We start from the raw sequence: 25559 nt of genomic DNA on the forward strand, positions 1-25559 counted from the left end.
TTCCCCGGGACAGGGGCGAAGTGCGTGCACGAGAACCCATGCACGAAAACTCGTGCACTGCTACCTTGAGGGCATGGCAGACCCTCGCACCGCCGATTCGAAGGCACTCAAGGCGCTCGCGAACCCGTTGCGGCAGCGGATTCTCGAGCTGCTGGCCGCGTCCGGGCCGGCGACGTCGACGACGCTCGCCGAACGGCTGGGCGTGACCAGCGGCGGGACCAGTTACAACCTGCGGGTGCTGGCGGAGAACGGGTTCGTCCAGGAACTTCCCGAACGCGCGCGCGGGCGGGAGCGCTGGTGGCGCGTGGCGGATTACGACCTGCGGCTGCCGCCCGCGCAGGAACAGGACGATCCGGCGAAGGCGGCGATCGGCGAGCTGCACCGGCTGTGGCTCGCGGGCGACACCGATCTGTACGAGCGGTTCGAGCGCGAGCGTCCGCGGCTGGGGGAGTGGGCGGACGCGATTCCGTACTCGCGCGGCGCGATCACCGTGACGCTGGACGAGCTGGGGGACTTCTTCGAGGCGTATCTCGCCTTGCTCCGGCGGTATCAGCGGCCGGAAGGCGAAACGCCGGAGGGGGCGCGCCGGGTCGAGACGCGGATGCTCGCGTTCCCGGCTCCGGGCGGGGAGGAGGCCGGCCAGGACTGAGCTGGAAGGCCTGGGTGCCGAGCGGCCACTCGGCACCCAGGAACAAGGGAAAACGTCGCACGATCTCCCGAAGCAAGGAGAACACTTCATGCTGCCCTGGGGCAAATCGCGGCTCGCCGCCGCGCTCCTCGTGCTGGGTTCGGTCCTGGCGACCGCCCAGCCGGCACAAGCACAACCGCCCGCGAACGTCAGTTTCGCGGGCGCTGGCGGAATCACGGTGCATGGCACGGTATTCCGGCCGGACGGACCGGCGAAGTCCGCGATCGTCCTGCAAGGAGGGTCGGACTGGCGGACCCGGGACAATCTCCGGCTGCAGGCCGAGACGTTCACGCGGCTCGGCGTCACGACGCTCGTCTACGACCGGCGTACCAGCGGTTATTCCCAGACCCAGCGCGATTACGGCGTGCTGGCGGACGATCTCGTCTCGGCGGTCCGCGCGTTGCGGGCGAACTCGGGAGCCGCGGACGTCGGCGTCTGGGGAGTCAGCGAGGGCGCGTGGGTCGCGACGCTCGCGGCGACCCGGGCGGCGGACATCTCGTACGTGATCACGGTCGGCGGATCCGGATGGGGCGGAGCGCGGCAGACCTCGTGGTACTGGGGGAATGTCCTTCGCCACCAAGGGATTTCCGGCTCGCTGCTGACGGCATTGCCGGTGCGGGGGACGCGGTTCGCGATCGGGGCCGGGTTGTTCCCGGAGGCGGACTACGACCCGGTGCCGGTGTTGCGGCGGCTGAAACAGCCGATCCTGGCGTTGTGGGGCGACCTCGACATCAACCACGCGCCGGTCGAAAGTTCCCGGATTTTCGCGGACGCGCTGGTCGCGAACCCGAACCACGCGATCCGGTTCGTCGCCGGCGGCGGGCCGGATCTGTACGCGACCAGCGACGCCGGGTTCGACCGGCTGCCTCGGGTCGTGCCGGGATATCCGGCGGTGGTCGGGGACTGGCTGGCGAATCGGCAGGGCGTGCACGTCGAGACCGCGGCCTTCGCGCAGCGGCCGACGGAAGCGCTGCGTCCGCTGGCCTGGTGGGAATCTGCTGGGGCGCAAGGGATCGCGCTCGCCCTGCTGCTGGGCGGGTTCCTGGTCGGCGGCGTGGTCGCGCTGATTCGCCGCCGGGGGACCAGGTCGTCGCGGTGGCTGGCCGGGCTCGGGACGGCGACGGTCGCCGGGTTCGTCGGAATCCTCGGCTGGGCGCAGCTGTCCGGGATGAAGGATTTCGGACCGGTGTTCCTCGGGCGGCCGTTGCCGTGGCTGGCAGTGCAAGCGCTGGCGGTCGCGACCGTGGTCGCGTTGGCGGCAACCGTGATCGGCCTGCGGAAACCGGACCGGCGGCGCGGGGCGAGCGCGCCGCTCGCGGCCGGGCTGGTGTTCGTGCCGTGGGCGGTCTACTGGGGACTGCTGCTGCCGTGAACCGGGCGCGGCCACCCGGGCGCAGCGGGTGGCCGCGGTCCGGGTCAGCCGATGGTCGTGGTGGTGAAAACCGGGCTGGGGTTGGGGAAGCAGGCCGTCGGCGCGGTCACGTCGCCGATGATGCTGCTCGCCACGGCCTTGAAAGTCAGGCCGGGGTCGCTGTAGCTGGTGCCGGACAGTTTCGTCTCGATCGTGCCGGAGTCGCCCGCCTTGAGGTGCGCGGTGATGGTCGGCAGTTCGAAGGTCGATCCGCCGGCGATCGGGCCGGGGAAGCTCAGCGTCGCCACGCCGTCGGCGACGCTGATCGTCGGCGGCGTGTCGCCGAGACCGGAGCCGCCGGCGAGGTCGGCGCTGACGTAAGTCGAGTTGGCCGGGACGGGGAACTTCAGCGCGAAAGTGTTGATGTTCTTGACCTTGTTGCCGCCCACGTCGCTCGGGACGGTGTTGGGCGCGGGGTCGATGACGACGTCGAACGCACCGCCGGGCGCGACCGTCGCGGGTGCGGTGACGTCGGCGTTCTGGGTCAGCGACACCTGCTGCGGGCCGACCACCGGCGCGTCGGCCTGGCAGTCGAAATTGATCGCGGTCGCGGCGGACGCCGGGGCCGCCAGCGCGAGCGGGAGGGCGGCGACCGCCGTCAGCGCGGCCAGCCGGTAAAAGTGAGGTGCTTTCATCTGTGTGCTCCTACCTGCGGGTTTCACGGGGGAGAGAGAAAGCTGCGCAGCGCTTAGAGAGTTACCGGCAAGTTAAGTAGTACGTCAAGGAGTGACCGTTCACAGGAGCGCACCGTGACGGAAAATGTGAATATTGCTCACCTCGTGGCGGTAGGAGCGGCCCGATCGGCCGTTCGGGCCTACCGACGGTGGTCCGACAGGGCGAGCCAGGCCGGCTCGGCCCAGCGCTGTCCGGTGTGATACTCAGGCGGCGGTCCGCAGCAGGCCGGAGATCGCGGCGGCGTACCGGCCGATCACGACGTCCGCGACGCGCGGGTCGTCCGCGAGCGGCTCGGCGATGAACGCGCCGGCGTCGGCTTCGCGGGCCAGCGACGCGATCCGGTCCGGCAGCAGGCCGGGGGCCAGGAACCACGACGCCACCACGAAATGCCGGACGCCGCGATCGCGCAGCCGGGCCGCGGCGGCCGGGATGTCCGGCTGGGCCGCGCTGGCGAACGCCTCGCTCACCGGCAGGCCGAGCCGCTTTTCCCAGCGGGCGGCCAATCCGGCGACGACCGCGTTGGCCTCGGGGTTCGAGGAGCCGACCGCGCTCAGCAGCACTCCGGTCCCGCCGCGGCGGGCTCCGGCGATCCGGTCGAGGGCGACGGCTTCGAGTGCGGGATCGGCGCCGAGCACGTCCGACACGCGGATCCGGAACCCGGGGCACTCCGCGGTCACCTCGTCGATCAGCGCGGGCAGGTCGACCCGGGCGTGAAAAGCGCTGCCCAGCAACAACGGCACGACGACCGCGGAGCGATGCCCGTCGGCGTAAAGCCCGCGCAGCACGTCGGTGACGCGCGGCTCCGACAGATCGAGGAACGACTCCCGCACGTCCAGCCCTGGTGCCTGCGCACGGACGACGTCGACCAGCGCCCGCACCGTCGCGGCGGAGCGGGGATCACGACTGCCGTGCGCGACGGCGACCAGGGGAGGCGTCACGAGAACCGCTCTCCGACGAGACCGGCGGCGAGCGTGTCGCCGTCCTTCGGGTCGATCACCAGGAACGCGCCGGTGCGCGGGCTCACGCCGTAGTCGTCCACCGGCAGCGGTTCGGCCAGCTGCAGGCTGACGCTGCCGATGTCGTTGAGTTCCAGGCTTTCCGGAGAGTCCACACTGGACAGGGTCTGCTCGTCGAACCGCGCGTGCAACTCGGTGGCGAGCCCCTGCACCGTCCGGGTGCCGTGCTTGATCAGCACCCGCGCGCCGGTCTTGAGCGGCTTCGAGGACAGCCAGCACAGCGTGCCGGTGATCTCGTCGGTCACCTCGGCCGGCGCGTCGGCGGCCGCGATCAGGTCGCCGCGGCTGATGTCGATGTCGTCGGCGAGCAGCAGGGTCACCGAGGTTCCGGCGCCTGCTTCTTCCAGCGGCCCGTCCGCGGTGTCGATCCGCTCGACGCGGCTGCGGATCCCGTGCGGCTGCACGACGATCTCGTCGCCCGGACGCACCGTGCCGGCGGCGATCTGACCGGCGTAGCCGCGGTAATCCGGGTACTCCGGCGTGCGCGGGCGGATCACGTACTGCACCGGGAACCGCAACGCGGAATCGTGCGGATCCGGGGCCACCGGCACGTTTTCCAGGTGCTCCAGCAGCGAAGGCCCGTCGTACCACGGGGTTCGCTCGGACCGGGCGGCCACGTTGTCGCCGACCAGTGCGGAAACCGGGATGGCGACGACGGCCGCCGGGTCGTAGCCGAGGGACTCCGCGTGCGCGGTGAACTCCTTGGCGATCACGCCGAAGGTGTTCTCGTCGTAGCCCACGAGGTCGATCTTGTTCACCGCCAGCACCAGCTGCGGCACGCCGAGCAGCGCCAGCACGGCCGCGTGCCGCCGGGTCTGCTCGACCACGCCGTTGCGCGCGTCGACCAGCAGCACCGCCAGCTGCGCGGTGGACGCGCCGGTGACCGTGTTGCGCGTGTACTGCACGTGTCCCGGGGTGTCGGCGAGCACGAACGACCGCTTCGGCGTGGCGAAATACCGGTACGCGACGTCGATCGTGATGCCCTGTTCGCGCTCCGAGCGCAGGCCGTCGACGAGCAGCGAAAGGTCCGGAGTGGACAGTCCTTTGTCGACGGACGCGCGGGTGACCGCGTCGAGCTGGTCGGCGAGGACGGACTTGGTGTCGTACAGCAGCCGCCCGACCAGCGTGGACTTGCCGTCGTCCACGCTGCCCGCGGTGGCCAGCCTCAGCAGGCTCGACATCAGAAGTAGCCCTCCCGTTTGCGGTCTTCCATGGCCGCCTCGGACATCCGGTCGTCGGCGCGGGTGGCGCCGCGTTCGGTGAGCCGCGAAGCCTGGACCTCGGCGATCACTTCCTCCACAGTGGACGCGGTGGACTCGATCGCGCCGGTGCACGAACCGTCGCCGACGGTCCGGTAGCGCACGCTCAGCTCGCGGACTTCCTCGCCGGGACGCGGTCCGCCCCATGGTCCCTCGCTGAGCCACATGCCGTCGCGCTGGTAGACCGCGCGCTGGTGGGCGTAGTAAATCGAAGGCAGCTCGACCTTCTCGCGGGCGATGTAGTTCCACACGTCGGCTTCGGTCCAGTTGGACAGCGGGAACACGCGGACCTGCTCGCCCGGACGGTGCCGTCCGTTGTAGAGGTTCCACAGCTCCGGCCGTTGCCGGCGCGGCTCCCACTGGCCGAAAGCGTTGCGGAGGCTGAAGATCCGCTCCTTCGCGCGCGCCCGTTCCTCGTCGCGGCGGCCGCCGCCGAAGACCGCGTCGAACTTGTGCTCCGCGATCGTCTCCAGCAGCGGCGTGGTCTGCAGCGGGTTGCGCAGGCCGTCGGCGCGTTCCTCGAGCCGGCCGTCGTCGATCCAGTCCTGCACCTTCGCGACGACCAGGCGCAGCCCGTGCTTTTCGACGACGCGGTCGCGGAACTCGAGGACCTCGTCGAAGTTGTGCCCGGTGTCCACGTGCAGCAGCGGGAACGGCACCGGCGCGGGCCAGAAGGCCTTGATCGCCAGGTGCAGCATCAGCGTCGAGTCCTTGCCGCCGGAGAACAGGATCACCGGCCGGTCGAACTCGCCCGCGACCTCGCGGAAGATGTGGATGGCCTCGGATTCCAGGGCGGCGAGATTGTCTACCGCGGCGTCGGCCGCCGGTTCCAAAGTCGTCATGCTTCCTTCCTCAGCCATCAGCCATGCAATCCGCACTCGGTCTTCGCTTGCCCGGCCCACCGGCCGCTGCGCGGGTCCTGCCCCGGCTCGACCTTCGCGGTGCACGGCGCGCAGCCGATCGAGAGATAGCCGATCGACACCAGCGGGTTCTCCAGGATCCCGTTCGAGTGCAGGTAGCCGTTGAACTCCTCGTCGGTCCACGCCGCGATCGGGTTGATCTTCACCAGCCCGTTGCGCTCGTCCCAGGTGACGATCGGCGTGTTCGCGCGGGTCGGCGCGTCCACCCGGCGCACGCCGGTGACCCACGCCGAGTACTTGCCGAGCGTCTGCCGCAGCGGCACGACCTTCCGCAGGAAGCAGCACTGGCCGGGGTCGCGTTCGTGCAGCTTCGGCCCGTACTCCGCGTCCTGCTCGGCGACGCTCTGCTCGGCCTGGGCGTTGATGATCCGGACCTGCGGGTACACCGTCTGCACCGCGTCGCGCACCCCGAGGGTTTCGGCGAAGTGGTAGCCGGTCTCCAGGAACAGCACGTCCACCGCGGGCTTGACCTTCGTGGCGAGGTCGATCAGCACGGCGTCCTGCATGTTCGACGCCACGATGAAATCGTCGCCGAAGGTCTCGACCGTCCAGCGCAGCGCCTCCTCGGCGGTCGCGTCGGCCAGTTCCTTCTCGGCGCGTTCGGCCAGAGCCCGGTAGTCCGCCACCGCGGTCACTGCAGCACCCCTTCGTCCGCCCGCAGCGCCCACTGCGGGAAGCGTTCGCCCGGTTCGCGGCCCGCGACGTACGCGCGCACCACGCGTTCCACGTACTCCACCAGTTCGCCCGCGGTCACCTTGTGGCCGCGCAGCTTCCGGCCGAACCCGGCGTCGAGGCCGAGCCCGCCGCCGAGGTGCACCTGGAAGCCCTCGACCTGGTTGCCGTCGGCGTCGGTGACGATCTGGCCCTTGAGCCCGATGTCCGCGGTCTGCACGCGGGCGCAGGAGTTCGGGCAGCCGTTGAGGTGCACCGACACCGGCGTCTCCAGCTGCGCGTTGATGTCGGCGAGCGACTTCTCCAGGTCCGCGACCAGCTGCTGCGCGCGCACCTTCGTCTCGACGATCGCGAGCTTGCAGAACTCCAGCCCGGTGCACGCCATCACGCTGCGCCGCCACGGCGACGGCTTGGTCTGCAGGCCCAGTTCGGCCAGGTCCGTCTCCAGCGCGGCGACCTTGTCCTCGGGCACGTCGAGCACGACCAGCTTCTGGTGCGGGGTCAGCCGCACCCGCCGCGATCCGGCCCGTTCGGCCGCGTCGGCGACCGCGACCAGCGTGCTGCCCGACACCCGGCCGGCGACCGGCGCGGCTCCGACGTAGTAGTTGCCGTCCTTCTGCGGGTGCACGCCGACGTGGTCGACCGGCGTGTCCGGGTTCTCCGGCGGCGGGCCGTCGATCAGCTTCCGCTTGAGGTACTCGGTTTCGAGAACTTCCCGGAACTTTTCGATGCCCCAGTCCTTGACCAGGAACTTCAGCCGGGCCCGCGACCGGAGCCGCCGGTAGCCGTAGTCGCGGAAGATCGAAACGACGCCCTCCCACACCTGCGGCACCTCGTCCAGCGGGATCCACGCGCCGAGCCGCTGCGCGAGCATCGGGTTCGTGGAGAGCCCGCCGCCGACCCACACGTCGAGGCCGGGGCCGTGCTCGGGGTGGTCGACGCCGACGAAGGCGACGTCGTTGATCTCGTGCACGATGTCCGGCAGCCCGGAGATCGCGGTCTTGAACTTGCGCGGCAGGTTGGCGAACCGCGGGTCGCCGATGTACCGCTCGCGGATCGCCTCGATCGCCGGAGTCGCGTCGAGCACCTCGTCCGCGGCGATGCCGGCGACCGGGGAGCCGAGCACGACGCGCGGGCAGTCGCCGCACGCCTCGGTGGTGGACAGGCCCACGTTCTCCAGCCGGGACCAGATGGAGGGCACGTCCTCGATCTGGATCCAGTGGTACTGGACGTTCTGCCGGTCGCTGATGTCGGCGGTGTCGCGCGCGTGGTCCCGCGAGATCTCGCCGACCACCCGCAGCTGCTCGGTGGTGAGCGCGCCGCCGTCGACGCGGACGCGCATCATGAAGTAGCGGTCGTCCAGCTCCTCGGGCTCCAGCAGCGCGGTGCGGCCGCCGTCGATGCCGGGCTTGCGCTGGGTGTAGAGGCCGAACCAGCGGAACCGGCCGCGCAGGTCGCCCGGGTCGATGGAGTCGAAACCGCGGTGCGCGTAGACGTTCTCGATCCGCGCGCGGACGTTGAGCGGGCTGTCGTCCTTCTTCGAGCGTTCGTTCGGGTTCAGCGGCTCCCGGTAGCCGAGCGCCCACTGACCCTCGCCGCGCTTCTGGCGAGTCCGAGGCGCGCGGGCCTTCGCGGGCGTCTCACGCGGGGGTGCGGACATGGGGATCCTCCGGGCGGGGTGGTCGAGGCGGCTCCGCCGCGGCGTCGGTGCGGGGCGGGCCGGCGGTCCAGGTGGCGGGCTGGGCAGGCGGTGCGCGGGAGTCAGCGAACAGGCCGGCAGAGCGCGCTCGCGACCCGCAGAAGGTCGACGTGGCGGCGCGCCACGAGAAGGACACCGGCAGGACTCACCGGCTCAGATTGCCACGCGGGCCGAACCTCGTCCAAGGGCGTCCGGATCGTGGGAGAAGGCTCACTGCGGGGGTGCGCAACGGCCGCGAATGTGCATTGGCCGGGTGATCTGCCAGGTCTTTCCCGGCTTTCGGACGCATCGTGGGACGGTTCTGGGCGGTTGTCAACCGGGGGCGCGGCGGGCGGTGCATCGTTCGGCGGCCGAACCTTTCTCCGGGCGGCGCGGGGGCGCGCGGGGGACCGGGCGGGGCGGGGGAGAATGGACGTCGTGCCTGTTCCCGACACCCACCGTCCTCCCGCCGGACTGCCCGAGACCGCGCTCGCGGGCCTCGGCACGCGTCCGTTCGGCGTGTACGTCCACGTGCCGTTTTGCGCGACCCGCTGCGGATACTGCGACTTCAACACCTACACCGCGGGCGAACTCGGCTCGGCCGCCTCGCCGCGGTCGTGGCTGGACGCGCTGCGGCGCGAGCTGGAGCTGGGCGCGGAGATCCTCGGCAACGCGCCCCAGGCGGAGACGGTGTTCATCGGCGGCGGAACGCCCTCGATGCTCGGCGCGGACGGGCTGGCCGAGGTGCTCGACGGCGTCCGGTCGGCGTTCGGCCTCGCGCCGGGCGCGGAGGTGACGACCGAATCGAACCCGGAATCCACTTCGCCCGAGTTCTTCGCGGGCATCCGCGCCGCGGGTTACACCCGGGTGTCGCTGGGCATGCAGTCCGCCGCCCGGCACGTGCTGAAGGTGCTCGACCGCGTGCACACCCCCGGCCGCCCGGTCGACGCCGCGCGCGAGGCCCGGGCCGCCGGGTTCGAGCACGTCAATCTCGACCTCATTTACGGCACGCCGGGCGAGCGGGTCGAAGACCTGCGAGCTTCGCTGGACGCGGTTCTTTCCGCGGGCGTCGACCACGTGTCGGCGTACGCGCTGATCGTGGAGGACGGCACCGCGCTCGCCCGCCGGGTGCGGCGCGGCGAGCTGCCCGCGCCGGACGACGACACGCTCGCCAGCTACTACGAGCTGATCGACTCCGTGCTCGCCGGTGCGGGCTTGACCTGGTACGAGGTGTCGAACTGGGCGAGCGACGAGGCCGCGCGGTGCCGGCACAACCTCGGCTACTGGCAGGGCGGCGACTGGTGGGGCGCCGGACCGGGCGCGCACAGCCACGTCGGCGGCGTGCGGTGGTGGAACGTCAAGCATCCGGCCAAGTACTCCAGCCTGCTCGCGGAGGGGAAGAGCCCGGAAGCCGGCCGCGAGGTGCTCACCGAGGAAGACCGGCACCTGGAGCGGATCATGCTGGAGCTTCGGATCTCCGACGGCCTGGCGCTGTCCGCGCTCGACGAGGCGGGGCTGCGGCAGGCCCGGGCGGCCGCCGCGGAGGGCTTGCTCGAAGTGTCCGATTTGGACAGCCGGGGCCGCGCGGTGCTGACCGATCGCGGCCGGCTGCTCGCCGACGCCGTGGTCCGGAGGCTGGCCGGCTGAATTTTCGCCCGCCGGGCATAACTCCGCTCGATCGTTTGTTGGGCTAACCATACGAGCGAGGGAGACGCGTATGCCGCAAGCGGTCAGATACGGCGAACACGGCGGGATCGAAGTGCTGCAGCTGGCCGAAGTGCCCCGGCCGGCGCCGGAATCCGGGCAGGTGCTCGTGCGGGTCCGGGCCGCGGGGATCAATCCGGGGGAAGCGAAGATCCGGACCGGCGCGCTGGCGGACCGGTGGCCCTCCACCTTCCCGTCCGGGCAGGGCAGCGACCTGGCCGGCGTGGTGGCGGAGCTGGGCGCGGACGTCGAAGAAATCCACGTGGGGGACGAGGTCGTCGGCTTCGTGCACACCCGCTCCAGCCACGCCGAGTACGTGCTGGTCCCGGCGGAGCATCTCGTCCCGAAGCCGAGCGGGCTGCCGTGGGAGGTCGCGGGCGGCTTGTTCGTGGCTGGAACGACCGCGTACGCCGCGGTCGCCGCGGTGTGCCCGCGCGAGGGCGAGACGGTGGTCGTGTCCGGAGCGGCCGGCGGGGTCGGCTCGCTGGCCGTGCAGCTGGCGAGGCTCACCGGCGCGACGGTGATCGGCATTGCCAGCGAAGCGAACCACGAGTGGTTGCGCGAGCACGACATCGTCCCGATCGCGTACGGCGAAGGGCTCGAAGAACGGCTCCGCGAGCTGACCGGCGACCAGGTGCACGCGTTCATCGACACGTACGGCGACGGCTACGTCGAACTCGCCCTGCGGCTCGGCGTCTACCCCGGCCGGATCGACACGGTGGTCGATTTCGCCGCCGCCGAGAAGTACCGGGTGAAGACCGACGGCAACCTCGCCGGAGCCAGCGCGGAGGTGATGCGCGACCTCGTCGCGTTGGCGGACAAGGGATTGCTCGACGTCCCGATCGCCGCGACGTACCCGCTGGCCGAGGTCCAGGCCGCCTACCGCGAACTGGAACAGGGCCACTCGCGCGGGAAGATCGTGCTCACTTTCTGACCATCGCCGCCAGCCCCGCCACGAACGCCTCGAGAGCGAATTCGAGGCGGGGCCGGCTGGTCTCGGCGGTGAAGAACTCGCCGGCCCGCAACAGGTTCGGGAACGCGCTCGCGGGCAGCGACTGCATGTACTCCGCCATCTGCCGTCCGCGTTCGCTCATTTTCTCCGGGTCGTAGTCGCCGAACGTCCAGCCGCTCGCCTCGTACGCGAATGCCTTGGCGTACGTGCTCAACGCGTCGCCGGCGAACGCCGCCTGCTTCAGGTCCAGGCCGCCCGCGCGCAGCAGCTGAAGCATGACTTCGCCCTGCCGCAGCGAATTCGGCGTCACCGGAATCGGCGTCTGCCACGCGACCTTCGCGATGCCCGGATACGCCATCATCGCCCGGATCTGGTGCCGCACTTGCTCTTTGACCTGTTCGGTCCACCGCTCCGGATCCGGTTCCGGGCACGGCACCTCGCTCAGCGCCGCGTCGAGCATCAGCTCGTCGAGTTCCTCTTTATTGGCCACGTACGCGTAAAGCGACGCCGGGCCGGTCTCCAGCTGCTGCGCGACCCGGCGCATCGAAACGGCGTCGATGCCCTCGGCGGCCAGGATTTCGAGCGCGGTCTTGACGATCAGGTCCTGCGACAACATCTGCTTCGCGGCGCGCCGGCGCGGGCTCGGCGTCCGGCGCCACGGCGGGGGCGGTGCGGTCATGCCCGCAGCCTAATCGAGCCGCGCCCTTGACGCGAACAGTGTTCGTGAGTACAACGGACTCGTACGCGAACGACGTTCGTTAAGGAGCAACGGCATGTCCCAGCGCGAAGAAGTCCTGTCCGTCCTCACCCGGCTCGCCGACGCCTGGAACAACGGCGACGCCACCTCCTACGGGAACCTGTTCACCGAAGACGCCGATTACGTGACGTTCTTCGGACTCCGCTTCGTCGGCCGCCAGGCGATCGCGGACTCGCACCGGGAGCTGTTCGAGGGCCCGCTGAAGGGCTCGAAGCTCGCCGGCTTCGGCGAGCCGCGGGTGCGGTTCCTGCGGGACGACGTAGCGGTCGTCGTGGCCGGCGGCGGTTCGTCGCTGACCGGGGGAGACGACCCGGCCGCCGAGGGCCGGGAGAGCACGTTGACCTACGTGCTGGTGCGGGGCGACGAGGGCTGGCAGATCACCGCGTTCCAGAACACGCGGGTGTCGAGGCCGTGGGAAGCATGAGGACGATCGTCGAGGTCTCCGGCGTTGTTCCGGCGGCGCCCGCGGCGACCGGGCAGTGGTGGGGAGTGCGGCTGGCGAACCGGTTCTTCCGGGGATTCCGGGGTTCGGCCGAGGAGGGCTTCCGGGCGCTGCTCGCCGAAATCGGGGGCGGCGGCACTGGGCGGAACGGGTGAAGGCGCGTACCGTGGGAGCCACGACTTAGGTAAACCTTACTGAAACAGGGGTGTTCGATGGCCGAAGGTCCGGCGCGCAAGGGGAGGACCGCGGTGCGGCTGGAGGTGCTGCGCAAGGAGCACCTGACGCCGCACATGATCCGGATCGTGGCCGGCGGCGAGGGGCTGAAGGAGTTCCGCCCGAACGAGTTCACCGACGCGTACGTGAAGGTGATCTTCAAGGTGCCCGGGGTGGAGTATCCGGAGCCGTTCGACCTGAACCGGATCCGCGAGGAACTGCCGCGCGAGCACGCGCCGCGGCTGCGCACGTACACCGTCCGCTCGTACGACGAGGCGGCGGGCGAACTGGTGCTCGATTTCGTGGTGCACGGCGACGAGGGGCTCGCCGGGCCGTGGGCGCAGCGCGCGCAGCCGGGCGATGAGCTGCTGCTGGCCGGTCCGGGCGGGGCGTACGCGCCGCGCGCCGACGCCGGCTGGCATCTGCTGGTGGGCGACGAGTCGGCGCTGCCGGCCATCGCCGCCGCGCTGGAAGCGCTGCCGCCGGGCGCGCTGGCGCACGTTTTCCTGCTCGTGGCGGACAAATCGGAGCACCAGCCGCTCGCGACCAAGGCCGACGCGCAGGTCACCTGGCTGCACCGTTCGGCGTCCGACGACCTGGTCGCGGCGGTGAAGGCGCTTCCGTGGCCGGACCAGGACGTGCACGCGTTCGTCCACGGCGAAGCCGGTTTCGTGCGGGAGCTGCGGCGGTATCTGTTCGACGAGCGCGGCGTCGCGCGGGACGCGGTGTCGCTGTCGGGATACTGGCGCGAGGGCAAGAACGACGAGGCCTGGCGCGAGGAGAAGGCGGCGGAGCGGAAAGCGGCCAGTTCGGCGTAAGGTCGCCGCCATGGCGACCGAGGTGAAGGTGGAGGCCGATCCGGCCGACGCGGGTTTCGACGGGGCACGGCTGCGGCGGATCGACCGGCATTTCGCCCGGTACGTCGACGACGGGTTGCTGCCGGGCTTCCTCGCGGTGGTGAGCAGGCACGGCCGGATCGTGCACGTCGCGGCGCACGGCGCGCGGGACGTCGAGGCCGCCGCCCCGGTCGAGACCGACACGATCTGGCGGATCTTCTCGATGACGAAACCGGTCACCTCGGTGGCCGCGATGACGTTCGTCGAAGAGGGCCTGATCGACCTCACCGACCCGATCTCGCGGTGGCTGCCGGAATTCGCCGAGCCGCGGGTGTACGTCAAGGGTTCGGCGCTGGCTCCGGTCACCGAGCCGGCGACCGAACCGATCCGGCTGTGGCACCTGCTCTCGCACACCGCGGGCCTCACCTACGGCTTCCACCACACGCACCCGGTCGACGCGATCTACCGCGCCGGCGGGTACGAATGGGGGACGCCGCGGGGGCTGGACCTGGCGGAGTGCACCCAGGCGTGGGCGCGGTTCCCGCTCGTGTTCCAGCCGGGCGCGGAGTGGAACTACTCGGTGGCCACCGACGTCCTCGGCCGGCTGGTCGAGGTGCTGGCGGGCAAGCCGCTCGACGAGGTGTTCGCCGAGCGGATCTTCGGCCCGCTGGGCATGACCGACACCGGGTTCTGGACGTCGGACACCGACCGGCTGGCCGCGTTGTACCTGCCCGCGCCCGGAACGAAACGGCTGGTGCGCAACGACGCCTTCGGCGCGCTGGGCACGTCCCGCCCGGCCTGTCTGTCCGGCGGCGGCGGACTGGTCTCGACGGCGGCGGACTACCACCGGTTCACGCAAATGCTGCTGCGCCGAGGCGAACTCGACGGCGTGCGGGTGCTGAGCCCGCGCACGGTGGACCTGATGACGGCCAACCACCTGCCGGGCCATGTCGACTTGGAGGCTTATGGTCGCCCGCTGTTCGCGGAGATGCCGTTCGACGGATACGGCTTCGGCCTGGGCTTCTCGGTCCTGATCGACTCGGTGAAGGCGAAAACCCTTGCCACGCCAGGCGAATACGCGTGGGGCGGGGCGGCGTCGACGGCGTTCTGGGTGGACCCGGACGAGGACCTGACGGTGGCGTTCTACACCCAGCTGCTGCCGTCGTCGACCCATCCGATCCGGCAGCAGCTGCGGCAGTTGGTGTATCAGGCGATCGTGGACTGAGTCCCGCGGCGCCGTTCTCGGCCGGCGATTGTCCGTCGCTGGGCTGAGTTTCCGGCTTCGAGGCAGCGTGCGACGGTCCGGCCAAGGTTCGGATATCTCGGCGAGGAGAAACGCACGCGATCACGCGGTCAGCTTCGGAATCACCTGCTCCCCGTACGCGGCCATTGTCTCCTCCCGCTCGTCGTGCATCAGGTACAGCGCGAACTGGTCCACCCCCAGCTCCGCCAGTTCCTCCAGCCGCGCGACGTGCGCCGATGCCGGGCCGAGCAGGCAGAACCGGTCCACGATCTCGTCCGGGACGAACGCGGTCGACGGGTTTCCGGCGCGGCCGTGGTGGGAGTAGTCGTAGCCTTCGCGCTCGCGGATGTAGTCGGTCAGCTCGCGGGGCACCGGGCCGGCCGAGCCGTACCGGGCGACCAGGTCCGCGACGTGGTTGCCGACCATTCCGCCGAACCAGCGCAGCTGTTCCCGTTGGTGCGCCAGGTCTTCGCCGACGTACGCCGGGGCCGCGACGCAGATCGTGATCCCTCCTGGGTCGCGGCCGGCGGCGCGGGCGGCGTCGCGGACCGCGCCGATGGTCCAGCGGGCGATGGCCGGGTCGGCGCACTGCAGGATGAACCCGTCCGCGTGCTCGCCGACGGTTCGCAGCGCCTTCGGGCCGTACCCGGCCATCCACATTTCCAGCCGGCCGCCGCGGATCCACGGGATGCGGACCGCGGTGTCGTTCATCGTGACCTCGCGGCCCTCGGCGAGATCCTTCACCACGCGCATGCAGTCCCGCACAGTGGCCAAAGTGGACGGCGGACGGCCGACTACCCGGTGCGCGGAATCGCCGCGGCCGATGCCGCACACCGTGCGGTTGCCGAACATGTCGTTGAGCGTCGCGAAAGTCGACGCCATCACCGACCAGTCCCGCGTGCCCGGGCTCGTCACCATCGGCCCCACGACCAGCGCGGACGTCGCTTCGAGGATCCGCGAGTAGATCACGAACGGTTCCTGCCACAGCACGCACGAGTCGAACGTCCAGCCGTACCGGAACCCGGCGTCCTCGGCGGCCTTCATCATCCGCACGACCTCCGCCGCGGGCGGGTCGGTCTGCAGCACGATCCCGAAATCCATCAGGGCCTCAATTCAAGTACTGATTGAGTTCGCGGGACAAGAACTTTCCGTGCCCGGGGCTGCCGTGGAATCCGTCCGGAGACACCACGACGCGGCCGCGCGACAGTACAGTGTGGACTTTCCCGGTGAGCGAAAACCCTTCGTACGCCGAGTAATCCACGTTCATGTGATGCGTGGCCGCGGACAGGGTCTGGGGTGCCGAAGGGTCGTACACCACGATGTCCGCGTCCGAGCCCGCCGCGATCACGCCCTTGCGCGGGTACAGCCCGAACATCCGCGCGGGCGTCGCGGAACACGTCTCGACCCAGCGGCCCAGCGAGATCTCGCCCGCCACCACGCCCTGGTGCAGCAGGTCCATCCGGTGCTCGACGCCCGGCATCCCGTTCGGGATCGCCCGGAAATCGCCGCGGCCCAGTTCTTTCTGGTCCTTGAAGCAGAACGGGCAATGGTCGGTCGAGACCACCGACAGGTCGTTCGTGCGCAGACCGCGCCACAGATCGGCCTGGTGCGATTTCTCCCGCAGCGGCGGGGAAGCGACGAACTTGGCGCCCTCGAAATCGGGTTTCGCCAGGTCCTCAATGGACAGATAAAGATACTGCGGACAGGTCTCGGCGAAGACGTTCTGCCCGTTGTCCCTTGCCTCGGCGACCGCGGCGAGCGCCTGGGAAGCCGACAAATGCACGATGTACAGCGGAGATCCGGTCACCTGGGCCAGCCGGATCGCCCGGGAAGTCGCCTCGCCTTCCAGCTCGGGCGGCCTGGTCAGGCCGTGCTGCACCGGGTCGGTGTGCCCGGCGGCGACGGCTTGCGCGGCCAGCTCGTCGATCGCGATGCCGTTTTCCGCGTGCATCATGATCGTCGCGCCGATCTCGCGCGCCTGCTGCATCGCGCGCAGGATTTCCCCGTCCGTAGAGTAGAAAACGCCGGGGTAGGCCATGAACATCTTGAAACTGCCGACCCCGCCGTCGACGCACGCCCGCATTTCCTTGAGCGTGGAGTCGTTGACGTCCGACATGATCATGTGGAAGCCGTAGTCGATCGCGCAGTTGCCGTCCGCTTTGGAATGCCATTTGTCCAGTGTGGACAACAGGGACGTCCCCTTGGCTTGGACGGCGAAGTCGATGATCGTCGTCGTCCCGCCCCACGCGGCGGCGATGGTGCCGGTCTCGAAGGAATCGACCGAATGCGTGCCGCCGAACGGCATTTCCATGTGCGTGTGCGCGTCGATTCCGCCGGGAAGCACGTACTTCCCGGTCGCGTCGAGGGTTTCGTCCCCGGTCAGGGTGCCGGGAGCGCCTACCGCCGCGATGGTTTCGCCGTCCACCAGCACGTCGGCGGTGACCGCGCCGGACGGCGAAACGACTTGCCCGCCTTGGATGAGGGTGGTCATCAGGCCTCCGCGAGCGGGCCGTAGCTGTCCGGGCGGCGGTCGCGGTAGAACTGCCACAGATCGCGGACCTCGGCGAGGCGGCCCATGTCGAGATCGCGGACCACGATCTCCTCCTCGGTGTCCGAAGCGGCCTCGCCGACGAGCTGGCCGCGCGGGTCCACAAAGTACGATTGCCCGTAGAAGTCGTTGTCGCCCAGCGGTTCCACGCCGACGCGGTTGATCGTGCCCACGTAGTACTCGTTCGCCACCGCGGCCGCGGGCTGCTCCAGCCGCCACAGGTATTCCGAAAGCCCGCGGCTCGTCGCCGACGGGTTGAACACGATCTGCGCCCCGGCCAGCCCGAGCGCGCGCCAGCCTTCGGGGAAGTGCCGTTCGTAGCAGATGTACACGCCGATCCGGCCGACCGCGGTGTCGAAAACCGGATAGCCGAGGTTGCCCGGCTTGAAGTAGAACTTCTCCCAGAAGCCTTTCACCTGCGGAATGTGGTTCTTGCGGTGCATGCCGAGGTATTTCCCGTCGGCGTCGATCACCGCCGCGGTGTTGTAGTAGACGCCCGGCTGCTCCTGTTCGTACATCGGCACCACGAGCACCACGCCGTGCCGCTCCGCGACCTCCTGCATGAGTTTCGTGGTGGGGCCGTCCGGGATCGCCTCGGTGTAGGAATAGAAATCCGCGTCCTGCACCTGGCAGAAATACGGGCCGTAGAACAGTTCCTGCAGGCACACCACCTGCGCGCCCTGCGAAGCCGCCTTGCCGATCGCGTCGACCGCGTTCGCGATCATCGACTCCTTGTCGCCCGTCCACCGCTGCTGGATCAAGCCCGCTCGGACCGTGTCAGACACTGGTTTCCTCCTCATTCCGCTGCGCGTTCAAGGGAAGGCTGAACAGGACGTAGGCGACGAACGCGCCGACGAAACCCATTGCCCAGTTGTAGTCGTACAAAGGTTTCAGGACCGGGATCAGCCCGTCCTCGGGGAACGGCCCGCCGTAGGCGCCGCCGACCGCGAGCACCGCGCCGATCAGGGTCGCGACGAGCGCCCGCCAGTGCCAGCCCGCGGTGAACCAGTACTCGCCGCTCGGCAGGTACAGGTCGGCCAGCTTCAGCCGGGTCCGTTTCACCACCCAATATCCGGCGACGAGCACCCCGGCGACCGCGCCGAGCAATCCGCCGTAAAAGCCGAGCCAGGCGAAAATGTAGATGTCCGGGTCGGAATAGAGCCGCCACGGCTGGATCAGGATGCCGATCACGCCGGTGATGAGCCCGCCGAGCGCGAAGGTGATCCGCTTCGGGAAAGCGTTGGAGAAATCGTAGGACGGGCTGACGACGTTCGCCGCCAGGTTGGCCGAGATCGTCGCCAGCACCAGCGCGATCAGCGCGACGACCACCACGACCGGGCTGGAGAACTTGTCCGCCAGCTGCGCCGGGTCCCAGATGTCCTGCCCGTAGAGCACGTGCCCGCCGGACGTGGTGAGGATGGCGACGATCGCGATGAACGTCATCGTCGTCGGCAGCCCGAGGATCTGGCCGCGCATCTGCTTGCGCTGGCTGCCGCCGAAACGGGTGAAGTCCGGCATGTTCAGCGACAGCGTCGACCAGAACGCGATCATCGCCATCAGCGACGGCGCGAACACCTTCCAGAACCCCGGCCCCCAGCCGAGCTTCCCGCCGTCGTGCAGGATCGGGCCGAGCCCGCCCGCCTTGACCAGCACGTAGCCGAGCAGGATCAGGAACCCGACCGACACCAGCGGCGCGGTCCAGTTCTCGAACTTGCGGACCGCCTCCATGCCGCGCCAGATGATCAGCATCTGCACCAGCCAGAACACCGCGAATGACAGCCACAGCGTCCAGTGCTGCCCGGCGATCACCGCCGAATCGCGCCAGCCGGGCCCGGCGAGCCGCCCGACGATCACGTAGATCGCCTCGCCGCCCACCCAGGTCTGGATGCCGAACCAGCCGCACGCGATGAACGCGCGCAGCAGCGCGGCGAGGTTCGCGCCGCGCAGGCCGTAGAACGCGCGGGCGAACACCGGGAACGGGATGCCGTATTTGGTGCCGGCGTGGCTGTTGAGCAGCATCGGCGCGAGCACGATCAGGTTGCCGATGGTGATCGTGATCAGCGCTTGCAGCCAGTTCATGCCGAGCGCGATGAGCGACGCGGCCAGTGCGTACGACGGGATGTTGTGCGCCATCCCCATCCAGAGCGCGAAGTAGTTGTAGGTCGTCCAGGTCCGTTTTTCGACCGGGACCGGGGCCAGTTCGTCGTTGAAGAACCGGCTGCCCCGCAGCGCCCGCACGTCGCCGAGGTCCACCCGGCTGTGCTCACGTGTCGTCGGCTCCATTGCGGAATCCTGCGCGCCGGGCGGGGGTCGGGGGCAGAGACAGACTGTTCACTGTTCGGACGCCCTCGGCGCAGTCTGTCGATTGCGCGCGACCGCGCCGGGATGCATGACGTACGTCACAACCTGGTCGTCACGTCCGGGCAAAACGGCGGAAACATCTCCACCGGATCTCCACATCTCGCCCGGATGGCCTCCACGGCGAGTGCTTAAGGTCGGCGGCATGGACAACGGGGGAAGACGGGTGCTGGTCGTCGAGGACGACCTCACCATCGCCGCGTCGATCGACGCCCGGCTGAGCGCGGAAGGGTTCTCCGTGACGGTCGCGCACGACGGTCCCGGAGCGGTCGACGCGGAGGCGGCGACCAGCCCCGACCTGGTGGTTCTCGACGTGATGCTGCCCGGTTTCGACGGTCTCGAGGTGTGCCGCCGGATCCAGGCGCGGCGGCCGGTGCCGGTGCTGATGCTCACCGCGCGCGCCGACGAGACCGACCTGCTGGTGGGCCTCGGCGTCGGCGCGGACGACTACCTCACGAAGCCGTTCTCGATGCGCGTGCTGTCGGCGCGGATCCAGGCGCTGCTGCGGCGGGTGGAGCGGTCGTCGGCGGTGGCGGAGGAGCGGATCGTGCTGGGGGATCTGGAGATCGACATCGCGGAACGGCGGGTGCGCCGAGGGGGCGAACCCGCCCAGCTGACGCCGATCGAATTCGACCTCCTGGTGCATTTCGCCCGCCGCCCGCGCGCGGTGCAGCCGCGGGAACGGCTGCTGAGCGAGGTGTGGGACTGGGACGTGCAGGCGACCGGGGCCGGCACACGGGCGGTGGACAGCCACATCAAGGCTTTGCGGCGGAAGCTGGGAGCCGACTTGATCCGGACCGTGCACGGCGTCGGGTATGCGCTGGAGGTCCCCGCGTGAAGCCGTTTTTCGCGAAAGCCGTCGAGGTTTTGCCTCGGCCGCTGGACGGCATCCGGTCGATCAAGCTGAAACTGGCCATTCTGATGGTCGCGTCCGGCGGGATCGCGTTCGCGTTCTTCCGCTACCAGATCGGCTGGCTGCCGCCGCGCACGACGGTGACCGCGGTGGTGATCGCGCTGCTGACGTCGCAGATCCTGGCACACGGGATGACCCGGCCGCTGCGCGAGATGACAGCGGCCGCGCGGGCGATGGCAAAAGGCGATTACACCCGCCGGATCCGCGCCACCGCCCGCGACGAAGTCGGCTCGCTGGCCGCGGCGTTCAACCAGATGGCCGCCGACCTGTCCACGGCGGACCGGCAGCGGCGGGAACTGATCGCCAACGTCTCGCACGAACTGCGCACGCCGATCACCGCGTTGAACGCCGTGCTGGAGAACCTGGTGGACGGCGTCGCGTCGCCGGATCCCGCGACGCTCCGCACGGCGTTGCACCAGACCGAACGCCTGGGCAGGCTGGTCACTGAGCTGCTGGACCTGTCGCAGATCGACGCCGGAACGCTGCCGCTGGACCGCTCGCCGGTCGACCTCGAGGACCTGCTGGCCGAGGTCGCCGCCGAGGCGGAAGCGATGGCCGCAGCGGCCGGCCGCGGGGTCCGGTTCGCGGTCTCGGTGGCCCCGCCGGGCGCGACGGTGCCCGCCGACCGGGAGCGGCTGTACCAGGTAGTGCTGAACCTCTTGGAGAACGCCGCCCGGCACGGCCCGGCCGGGGGAGAGGTGGCGGTGCTGGCGCGGATCGAGGCCGGGGAAGCGCGGATCGAGGTGCACGACCAGGGCCCGGGGATTCCGGAACCGGACCGGGACCGGGTGTTCGAACGGTTCACCCGGGGAGAACGCGCCGGGGGCGGCGGGACCGGACTGGGACTGGCGATCGTGCGGTGGGTGGTGGAACTGCACGGCGGAACCGTCGCGGTGGTCGACCCGGAACCGGCCTCAGCGGTGCCGGTCGGCGGAAGTCCGGCAGGCGGTGGTCCGGCGGGCGGCGGTGGCGGGCCGGGGTGCCGGATCCGGGTGACGCTGCCTGCTTGATGGGCAATGGTCCTCGGCTCGGGCGGTTGCCGGGCTGTGGGTCTGGGTTTCGGTCCGGGTGCCGGAGGCGGGTGACGCGGCCGCTTGACCGGGCGCGGGCGTGGGCGGTCGCCGGAGAAGGCGGCCCGCTTGCGGCCGGACTCCGGGCGCGGTTGGCCGCGGCGGGTCAGGGCTTGCGGCCCGGGTGCCGGAGCCGGGCGATGGGGCCGCTTGACCGGGTTCGGGCTCCGGCGCGGGCAGTTGCCGGAGGAGGCGGCCCGCTTGCGGTCGAACTCCGGAGGCGGTTGGTCGCGGCGGGTCAGGGCTTGCGGTCCGGGTGTCGGAGGCGGGTGACGCGGCCGCTTGACCGGGCACGGTTGCGGGCGTGGGCGGTCGCCGGAGGAGGCGGCCCGCTTGCGGCCGGACTCCGCATGCGGCTGGCGGTGCTAAGCCCGGGCTCGCGGTCCGGTCGGATGACGCGGCCAGCTTGCAGGCGGGCTTCGGGCACTGCGGTCGTCGGTCCGGGCTTCGAGGTCGTGCTTCTTGGCTCCCGCAGAAGTCCGTGAGGGGAACCCCGCAGGAATCAGATTCCCTCACCAACCGCCAGTCGTGCGTCGGGATGGTCGCTGCTGAGTTCGCCGCACTTGCAGCTGTTTGCTAAAGCGAAGAGAGGGTTCATGTCCCAACAGATACGGAAACACCCGGCACACGCGGTTCCGCCGGGGATGGTGCGAGTCGTCCGGCAGCCGGGGCCTCGGCCGTTGTTCGAGCGGGCCGAATCGGCGGTTCCTGGCGGGGCGAAGCTGGCCGCGCTGGTGGTCGCGGTCGTCGGGACGGTCGTGGTGCCGGTGGACCGTCCGGGGATCGGCTGGGTGCTGGCGCTGCTGGTCGCGGTCGCGGCGCTCTTGGCGTGCGCGCGGCTGTCCGGCACCCGGCGAGGAACGCCGAGGCAGTGGCGGCAGGCAGCCTGGGCGCTCCTGGCGATCGCGCTGCTCGCGGTCGGTGCCTGGAGAGCGGCTGAATGGCTGTTCGTCTTGTGTGTGCTCGCCGCGGCGGTCGCGGCGTCGCTCGCGGTGGTCGGCAAGCGGACTGTGCACGGCACGACGTACGACGTGCTCGCCGTTCCGCTCGAAGCGTTCCGCGCGGTGCCGTGGCTGTTCCGCCGGACTCCTCGGACCGGGCAGCGCCAGGGGCGCGTCCTCGGGGCGGTGCTGCTGTCCGGGCTGGTCCTGGTGGTCTTCTTGCCGTTGCTGGTCAGCGCGGATCCCCGGTTCGCCGAGTTCGTCAGCGACCTCGTTCCGGAGGTGCGTCCGGGCTCGGCCGTCCAGTCCGCGCTGGTGTTCGCCGTGGGCTTCGCGGCGATGGCGGCCGTCTTCCTGATCGCCGCGGATCCCTTGCCGGAACGGGAAAACCGGACCACCACGGTCGGCGACCGGCTGTCGTGGACGTCCTTGCTGGGCACCCTCTCGGTGTTGTTCGCCGCCTACGTCGGGGTGCAAGCGACCGCTCTGTTCGGCGGTACGGACTACGTCCTCCGCACCGACGGCCTCACCTCGGCGGACTACGCGCGCGGCGGTTTCTGGCAACTCTGCGCCTGCACAGCGCTGACGCTGGCCGTCCTCGCCGCGGCACTGCGCTGGGCCCCGAAAGCCACGCGCGCCGACCGGACGGTTCTGCGGGTCCTGCTCGGCGCGTTGACCGTGCTGAGCCTGGTCGTGGTGCTGTCCGCGTTGAGTCGCATGTGGACTTACCAGCAGGCCTACGGGTTCACCGTGCCGCGCCTGCTGGTGGAGGTGTGCGAAAGCTGGCTGGGCGTGGTGTTCGTCCTGGTCGGAGCGACGCTGGGCACGCTCCGCGCGAGCTGGCTGCCCCGCGCGGCGATCGCGACCGCCGCACTGGCGCTGCTGGGACTGGCCGCGGCGAACCCGGAGGCGGCGATCGCGACCGCCAACCTGGACCGGGCGGCGCGGGGCAAGCCGCTCGACGTCCGCTACCTGAGCCGGTTCTCCGCCGACGTGGCCCCGGTGGTGGCACGGCGCCGCCCGGACGCGGCTTGCCTGCTGCGCCCGCTCGCCGGGGCACTCGCCGACGACGCCTGGCCTGCCTGGAACTTGAGCCGCGCGCGGGCCCGGGAGATCGTCCGGTCCCAGGTCCCGTGCGCGGACCGGGCTTCCGTCCCGGGCTGACGTCCGGAGAACGACGCCGAGCCGGTCCGGCCTAAAGCGCGAACACCCCGTTCGACTGGCTGTCCGCCGCGCACTTGTTCGGGTACGTCGCCCGGTACGTCACCCTCGTGCCGCGCCAGCTGCCCAGTGCCGTGACGTCCACCGGGGAGTAGATCATCGTGCACTTCTGCCGGTGCGGGGCGATGCGGGAGAAATCGCCGTCGACCGCGGCGAGGGTCGCGCAGGCGGTGTCGCGGTGGCGGTGCGTGCCGCCGGTGGGGTCGCAGGTCAGGGACGCGCTCGTGACGCGCCCGGAGGTCTCGTGCATGGTCAGCTGCAGGATCGACTCCGGGGCGTGCGGCGCGGCCAGGCCGCCGAGGCCGAGCAGGGCGGCCGCGACCGGAGCGAAGGAAGAGAACACCATACGACGGATATCGGCACTCCGGACCCGATCACTGTGCTCCTCGTCCGGGTGGGTTTTCCTCGCTCGGACGGGTGGCGGCGCCGAGGTCGTGCGCGAGCAATGCCACGTACAGCGACAACATCGACTCCGGATCTTCCAGTCGCACTCCCAGCACCTGTTCGATGCGCGCGAGTTGCTGGTAGTACGCGGTCCGCGAGGTGTGGGCGGCGACTGCTGCGGCGGACTTGTTGCCGCCGTGCGCGCAGTAATGCCGCAGCGCGGGCACGAGACGGCTTCCGGAAGCGGCGTCGCGTTCGAGGAGCGGACCCAGCTCTCGCGCGGCGAAGGCGTGTACGCGCTCGTCGTCGGCGAGAAGGTGCAGCAGTCCGCGTAGCCGAACATCCTTCAGGCGGTGCAACGGTTGTCCGTCGTCCTCGTCGAGGGCAGCGGCAGCGACATGTGCGGCTTCGACCAAAGTGCGTTGCGCCTCAGCGGGTCCGGTGACAGTCGTTCCTACGCCGATGGCGGCTGGAGCGGAAGCGCGCGCGTCGTGAATGTCGGCGGCGAGGCGCTGGAGGACGGCGTCAGCATTGGCTTCCGGCGAGAGCGCGAGAAGCGCGCGTACGGCGGTCTCGTCCGTTGACACCAGCGCGGACACCTTCGCCCGCCGTGTCGCGAGCGCGGTCGCTTCGGCCAGTTCGCGCAACAGCGGCGGCGTAGAGAGCGTCGGACGCGTAGTCGCGGTGATGCGCGGCCGTACTGCCAAGCCGACCAGCTGTCGTCCGGTGAGCGGCACCGCGAGCGCGGAAGAACGCGCGAGGATTTCCGCGGTGGGCGCGGGCGAATTCAGCAGTTCGGTCAACACCGCGCGGTGTGCTTGCCGTTCGAGAGTGTCGGAGTCGCGCGCGACGAGACGGTGCACCGCGAGCGCGGACGCGGCCCGTTCGGCGACCACGCGGTACCGGTGCGGCGGCGCTTCGGCGCACACCAGCACCAGCCGTCCCCAGTCGTGCCCGCGCGCGCCGACCACGGTGACCAGCCAGCCCGCCGCCGAGTGGTAGCCGGTGCGCTCGCCGAGCTGCACTACGCGCGACCGGGCCGGCCAGCCGGTCAGCAATTCGCCCGGATCCGTGCCCGCCGTGTCGTAGGCGAGGACTTCGTGTTCCAGGGTTTCCAGCACCACCGGCTGCTCGGTCAGCCGCGCCACCTCGGCCAATACCGCGGCGGGCTCGGCTCCCGCGACGGTCAGCGACGTGAACGTCTCGTGCACCCGCTCCGCCGCCCGGAGCTCGGCCAGCTGCGCGTCCACGATCATCCCGTTCACTGCTTCGGTGACCGCGACATAGCGCGTCTCGCGCGACAGCGTCACCAGCGGCAACCCGCGTTGCTCGGCCGCGGCGACGAGCGCGCGCGGCAGCCGGTCGTTCCAGTGCCGCACCAGTTCGACCACCAGGCCCGCGACGCCCACCTCGGCGAGGTCGGCGACGTACCGGGTCAGCGTCGCGTCGTCGTCGGGAAGCGCGACCCCGGTGGTGAGCACGAGTTCTCCGCCGCGCAGCAGGTGCGCGATGTCGGCGACCTCGGCCGCGTGCGCCCAGCGCACCCGCCGTTCGAGCCCGGCGCTGCCCGCGACCACGCGCGGACACCCCTGGCGCAGCACCGGCAACGCGAGCGCCTCGGCGACGGTCGGGTACATCGGTCCCCCCTTGCTGGCCGG

General features: G+C 70.5%; 25 protein-coding genes. 11 read left to right on the forward strand and 14 right to left on the reverse strand.

Going from position 1 to position 25559, the window contains the following annotated elements; all coding sequences use genetic code 11:
* Window positions 1–73: 73 nt before the first annotated feature.
* The gene (locus tag F9C12_RS36960; RefSeq protein ID WP_409463545.1) at window positions 74–649 is read left to right on the forward strand and encodes an ArsR/SmtB family transcription factor; all 576 of its coding nucleotides are present in this window, start codon (window positions 74–76) and stop codon (window positions 647–649) included.
* 88 nt (window positions 650–737) lie between these two features.
* Window positions 738–2060 (forward strand): alpha/beta hydrolase family protein, encoded by a 1323-nt coding sequence (locus F9C12_RS36965; RefSeq protein ID WP_409463546.1) that lies wholly within the window; start codon window positions 738–740, stop codon window positions 2058–2060.
* Between the two features lie 44 nt (window positions 2061–2104).
* Here F9C12_RS36965 and F9C12_RS36970 read toward each other — a convergent pair whose 3' ends face one another.
* From F9C12_RS36970 to F9C12_RS37000, 7 genes are all read right to left on the reverse strand, one after another.
* Entirely contained in the window at window positions 2105–2734 is a 630-nt protein-coding gene (locus tag F9C12_RS36970) for a cyclase (protein WP_409186373.1), read from the reverse strand.
* A 243-nt stretch (window positions 2735–2977) separates the two neighbouring features.
* Complete coding sequence (locus tag F9C12_RS36975) at window positions 2978–3712, reverse strand: sirohydrochlorin chelatase (protein WP_409463547.1); 735 nt, start codon at window positions 3710–3712, stop codon at window positions 2978–2980.
* Entirely contained in the window at window positions 3709–4971 is a 1263-nt protein-coding gene (locus tag F9C12_RS36980; protein WP_409186375.1) for a sulfate adenylyltransferase subunit 1, read from the reverse strand. Before F9C12_RS36980 ends, F9C12_RS36975 begins: the two co-directional genes overlap by 4 nt.
* Complete coding sequence (gene cysD / locus F9C12_RS36985; RefSeq protein WP_409463548.1) at window positions 4971–5891, reverse strand: sulfate adenylyltransferase subunit CysD; 921 nt, start codon at window positions 5889–5891, stop codon at window positions 4971–4973. The genes F9C12_RS36980 and cysD overlap by 1 nt, the downstream gene beginning before the upstream one ends.
* Before the next feature lie 17 nt (window positions 5892–5908).
* Window positions 5909–6604, reverse strand: coding sequence for a phosphoadenylyl-sulfate reductase (locus F9C12_RS36990; RefSeq protein WP_409186377.1), 696 nt, complete (start codon window positions 6602–6604; stop codon window positions 5909–5911).
* Window positions 6601–8301 (reverse strand): nitrite/sulfite reductase, encoded by a 1701-nt coding sequence (locus F9C12_RS36995; protein ID WP_409463549.1) that lies wholly within the window; start codon window positions 8299–8301, stop codon window positions 6601–6603. The genes F9C12_RS36990 and F9C12_RS36995 overlap by 4 nt, the downstream gene beginning before the upstream one ends.
* Window positions 8302–8402: 101 nt before the next feature.
* On the reverse strand, window positions 8403–8825 hold the full coding sequence (locus F9C12_RS37000; protein WP_409463550.1) for a putative leader peptide: 423 nt from the start codon (window positions 8823–8825) through the stop codon (window positions 8403–8405).
* On the opposite strand from F9C12_RS37000, the gene hemW reads away from it, so the two are divergent.
* Window positions 8749–9966 carry a radical SAM family heme chaperone HemW gene (hemW, locus tag F9C12_RS37005; RefSeq protein WP_409463551.1) on the forward strand — a complete coding sequence of 406 codons (1218 nt, stop codon included), beginning with the start codon at window positions 8749–8751 and terminating at the stop codon, window positions 9964–9966. The two genes, F9C12_RS37000 and hemW, sit on opposite strands and share 77 nt — an antisense overlap.
* Window positions 9967–10036: 70 nt before the next feature.
* Window positions 10037–10957, forward strand: a complete 921-nt coding sequence (locus F9C12_RS37010; RefSeq protein ID WP_409463552.1) for an NADP-dependent oxidoreductase — start codon at window positions 10037–10039, stop codon at window positions 10955–10957.
* On the opposite strand, the gene F9C12_RS37015 is transcribed toward F9C12_RS37010, so the two are convergent.
* Entirely contained in the window at window positions 10947–11654 is a 708-nt protein-coding gene (locus F9C12_RS37015; protein WP_409186382.1) for a TetR/AcrR family transcriptional regulator, read from the reverse strand. The genes F9C12_RS37010 and F9C12_RS37015 overlap by 11 nt on opposite strands.
* A 94-nt stretch (window positions 11655–11748) precedes the next feature.
* On the opposite strand from F9C12_RS37015, the gene F9C12_RS37020 reads away from it, so the two are divergent.
* Genes F9C12_RS37020 through F9C12_RS37035 form a run of 4 tightly spaced genes read left to right on the forward strand, consistent with a single transcriptional unit; the run spans window position 11749 to window position 14448 of the window.
* On the forward strand, window positions 11749–12156 hold the full coding sequence (locus tag F9C12_RS37020; RefSeq protein ID WP_409463553.1) for an SgcJ/EcaC family oxidoreductase: 408 nt from the start codon (window positions 11749–11751) through the stop codon (window positions 12154–12156).
* Window positions 12153–12329, forward strand: coding sequence for a hypothetical protein (locus tag F9C12_RS37025; protein WP_409463554.1), 177 nt, complete (start codon window positions 12153–12155; stop codon window positions 12327–12329). The genes F9C12_RS37020 and F9C12_RS37025 overlap by 4 nt, the downstream gene beginning before the upstream one ends.
* A 57-nt stretch (window positions 12330–12386) precedes the next feature.
* A complete protein-coding gene (locus F9C12_RS37030; RefSeq protein WP_409463555.1) occupies window positions 12387–13205 on the forward strand; it encodes a siderophore-interacting protein in 819 nt (272 codons plus the stop codon).
* Between the two features lie 10 nt (window positions 13206–13215).
* A complete protein-coding gene (locus F9C12_RS37035) occupies window positions 13216–14448 on the forward strand; it encodes a serine hydrolase domain-containing protein (protein ID WP_409463556.1) in 1233 nt (410 codons plus the stop codon).
* A gap of 120 nt (window positions 14449–14568) precedes the next feature.
* On the opposite strand, the gene F9C12_RS37040 is transcribed toward F9C12_RS37035, so the two are convergent.
* The 4 genes from F9C12_RS37040 to F9C12_RS37055 are packed head-to-tail and all read right to left on the reverse strand — an operon-like array spanning window position 14569 to window position 19297.
* Complete coding sequence (locus F9C12_RS37040) at window positions 14569–15567, reverse strand: TIGR03842 family LLM class F420-dependent oxidoreductase (RefSeq protein WP_409463557.1); 999 nt, start codon at window positions 15565–15567, stop codon at window positions 14569–14571.
* A gap of 7 nt (window positions 15568–15574) precedes the next feature.
* Window positions 15575–16957 (reverse strand): dihydropyrimidinase, encoded by a 1383-nt coding sequence (gene hydA / locus F9C12_RS37045; protein WP_409463558.1) that lies wholly within the window; start codon window positions 16955–16957, stop codon window positions 15575–15577.
* Complete coding sequence (locus tag F9C12_RS37050; RefSeq protein ID WP_037813646.1) at window positions 16957–17799, reverse strand: nitrilase-related carbon-nitrogen hydrolase; 843 nt, start codon at window positions 17797–17799, stop codon at window positions 16957–16959. The genes hydA and F9C12_RS37050 overlap by 1 nt, the downstream gene beginning before the upstream one ends.
* Window positions 17792–19297, reverse strand: a complete 1506-nt coding sequence (locus F9C12_RS37055) for an NCS1 family nucleobase:cation symporter-1 (protein ID WP_409463559.1) — start codon at window positions 19295–19297, stop codon at window positions 17792–17794. Before F9C12_RS37055 ends, F9C12_RS37050 begins: the two co-directional genes overlap by 8 nt.
* 241 nt (window positions 19298–19538) lie before the next feature.
* Between F9C12_RS37055 and F9C12_RS37060 the strand changes: the two genes are divergently transcribed.
* The 3 genes from F9C12_RS37060 to F9C12_RS37070 all read left to right on the forward strand — a co-directional run bounded on the left by F9C12_RS37060 (window position 19539) and on the right by F9C12_RS37070 (window position 23460).
* On the forward strand, window positions 19539–20210 hold the full coding sequence (locus tag F9C12_RS37060) for a response regulator (RefSeq protein WP_409467134.1): 672 nt from the start codon (window positions 19539–19541) through the stop codon (window positions 20208–20210).
* Complete coding sequence (locus F9C12_RS37065; protein ID WP_409463560.1) at window positions 20207–21295, forward strand: ATP-binding protein; 1089 nt, start codon at window positions 20207–20209, stop codon at window positions 21293–21295. Before F9C12_RS37060 ends, F9C12_RS37065 begins: the two co-directional genes overlap by 4 nt.
* Before the next feature lie 656 nt (window positions 21296–21951).
* Window positions 21952–23460 (forward strand): DUF4153 domain-containing protein, encoded by a 1509-nt coding sequence (locus F9C12_RS37070; RefSeq protein ID WP_409463561.1) that lies wholly within the window; start codon window positions 21952–21954, stop codon window positions 23458–23460.
* Window positions 23461–23491: 31 nt separating this feature from the next.
* On the opposite strand, the gene F9C12_RS37075 is transcribed toward F9C12_RS37070, so the two are convergent.
* On the reverse strand, window positions 23492–23863 hold the full coding sequence (locus tag F9C12_RS37075; protein WP_409463562.1) for an SSI family serine proteinase inhibitor: 372 nt from the start codon (window positions 23861–23863) through the stop codon (window positions 23492–23494).
* Window positions 23864–23891: 28 nt separating this feature from the next.
* Window positions 23892–25538: a PucR family transcriptional regulator gene (locus tag F9C12_RS37080; protein WP_409463563.1), complete on the reverse strand. Its 1647-nt coding sequence runs from the start codon at window positions 25536–25538 to the stop codon at window positions 23892–23894.
* Between the last annotated feature and the right edge of the window lie 21 nt (window positions 25539–25559).

The organism is Amycolatopsis sp. GA6-003, assembly GCF_046267895.1.
Taxonomy (GTDB): Bacteria; Actinomycetota; Actinomycetes; order Mycobacteriales; family Pseudonocardiaceae; genus Amycolatopsis.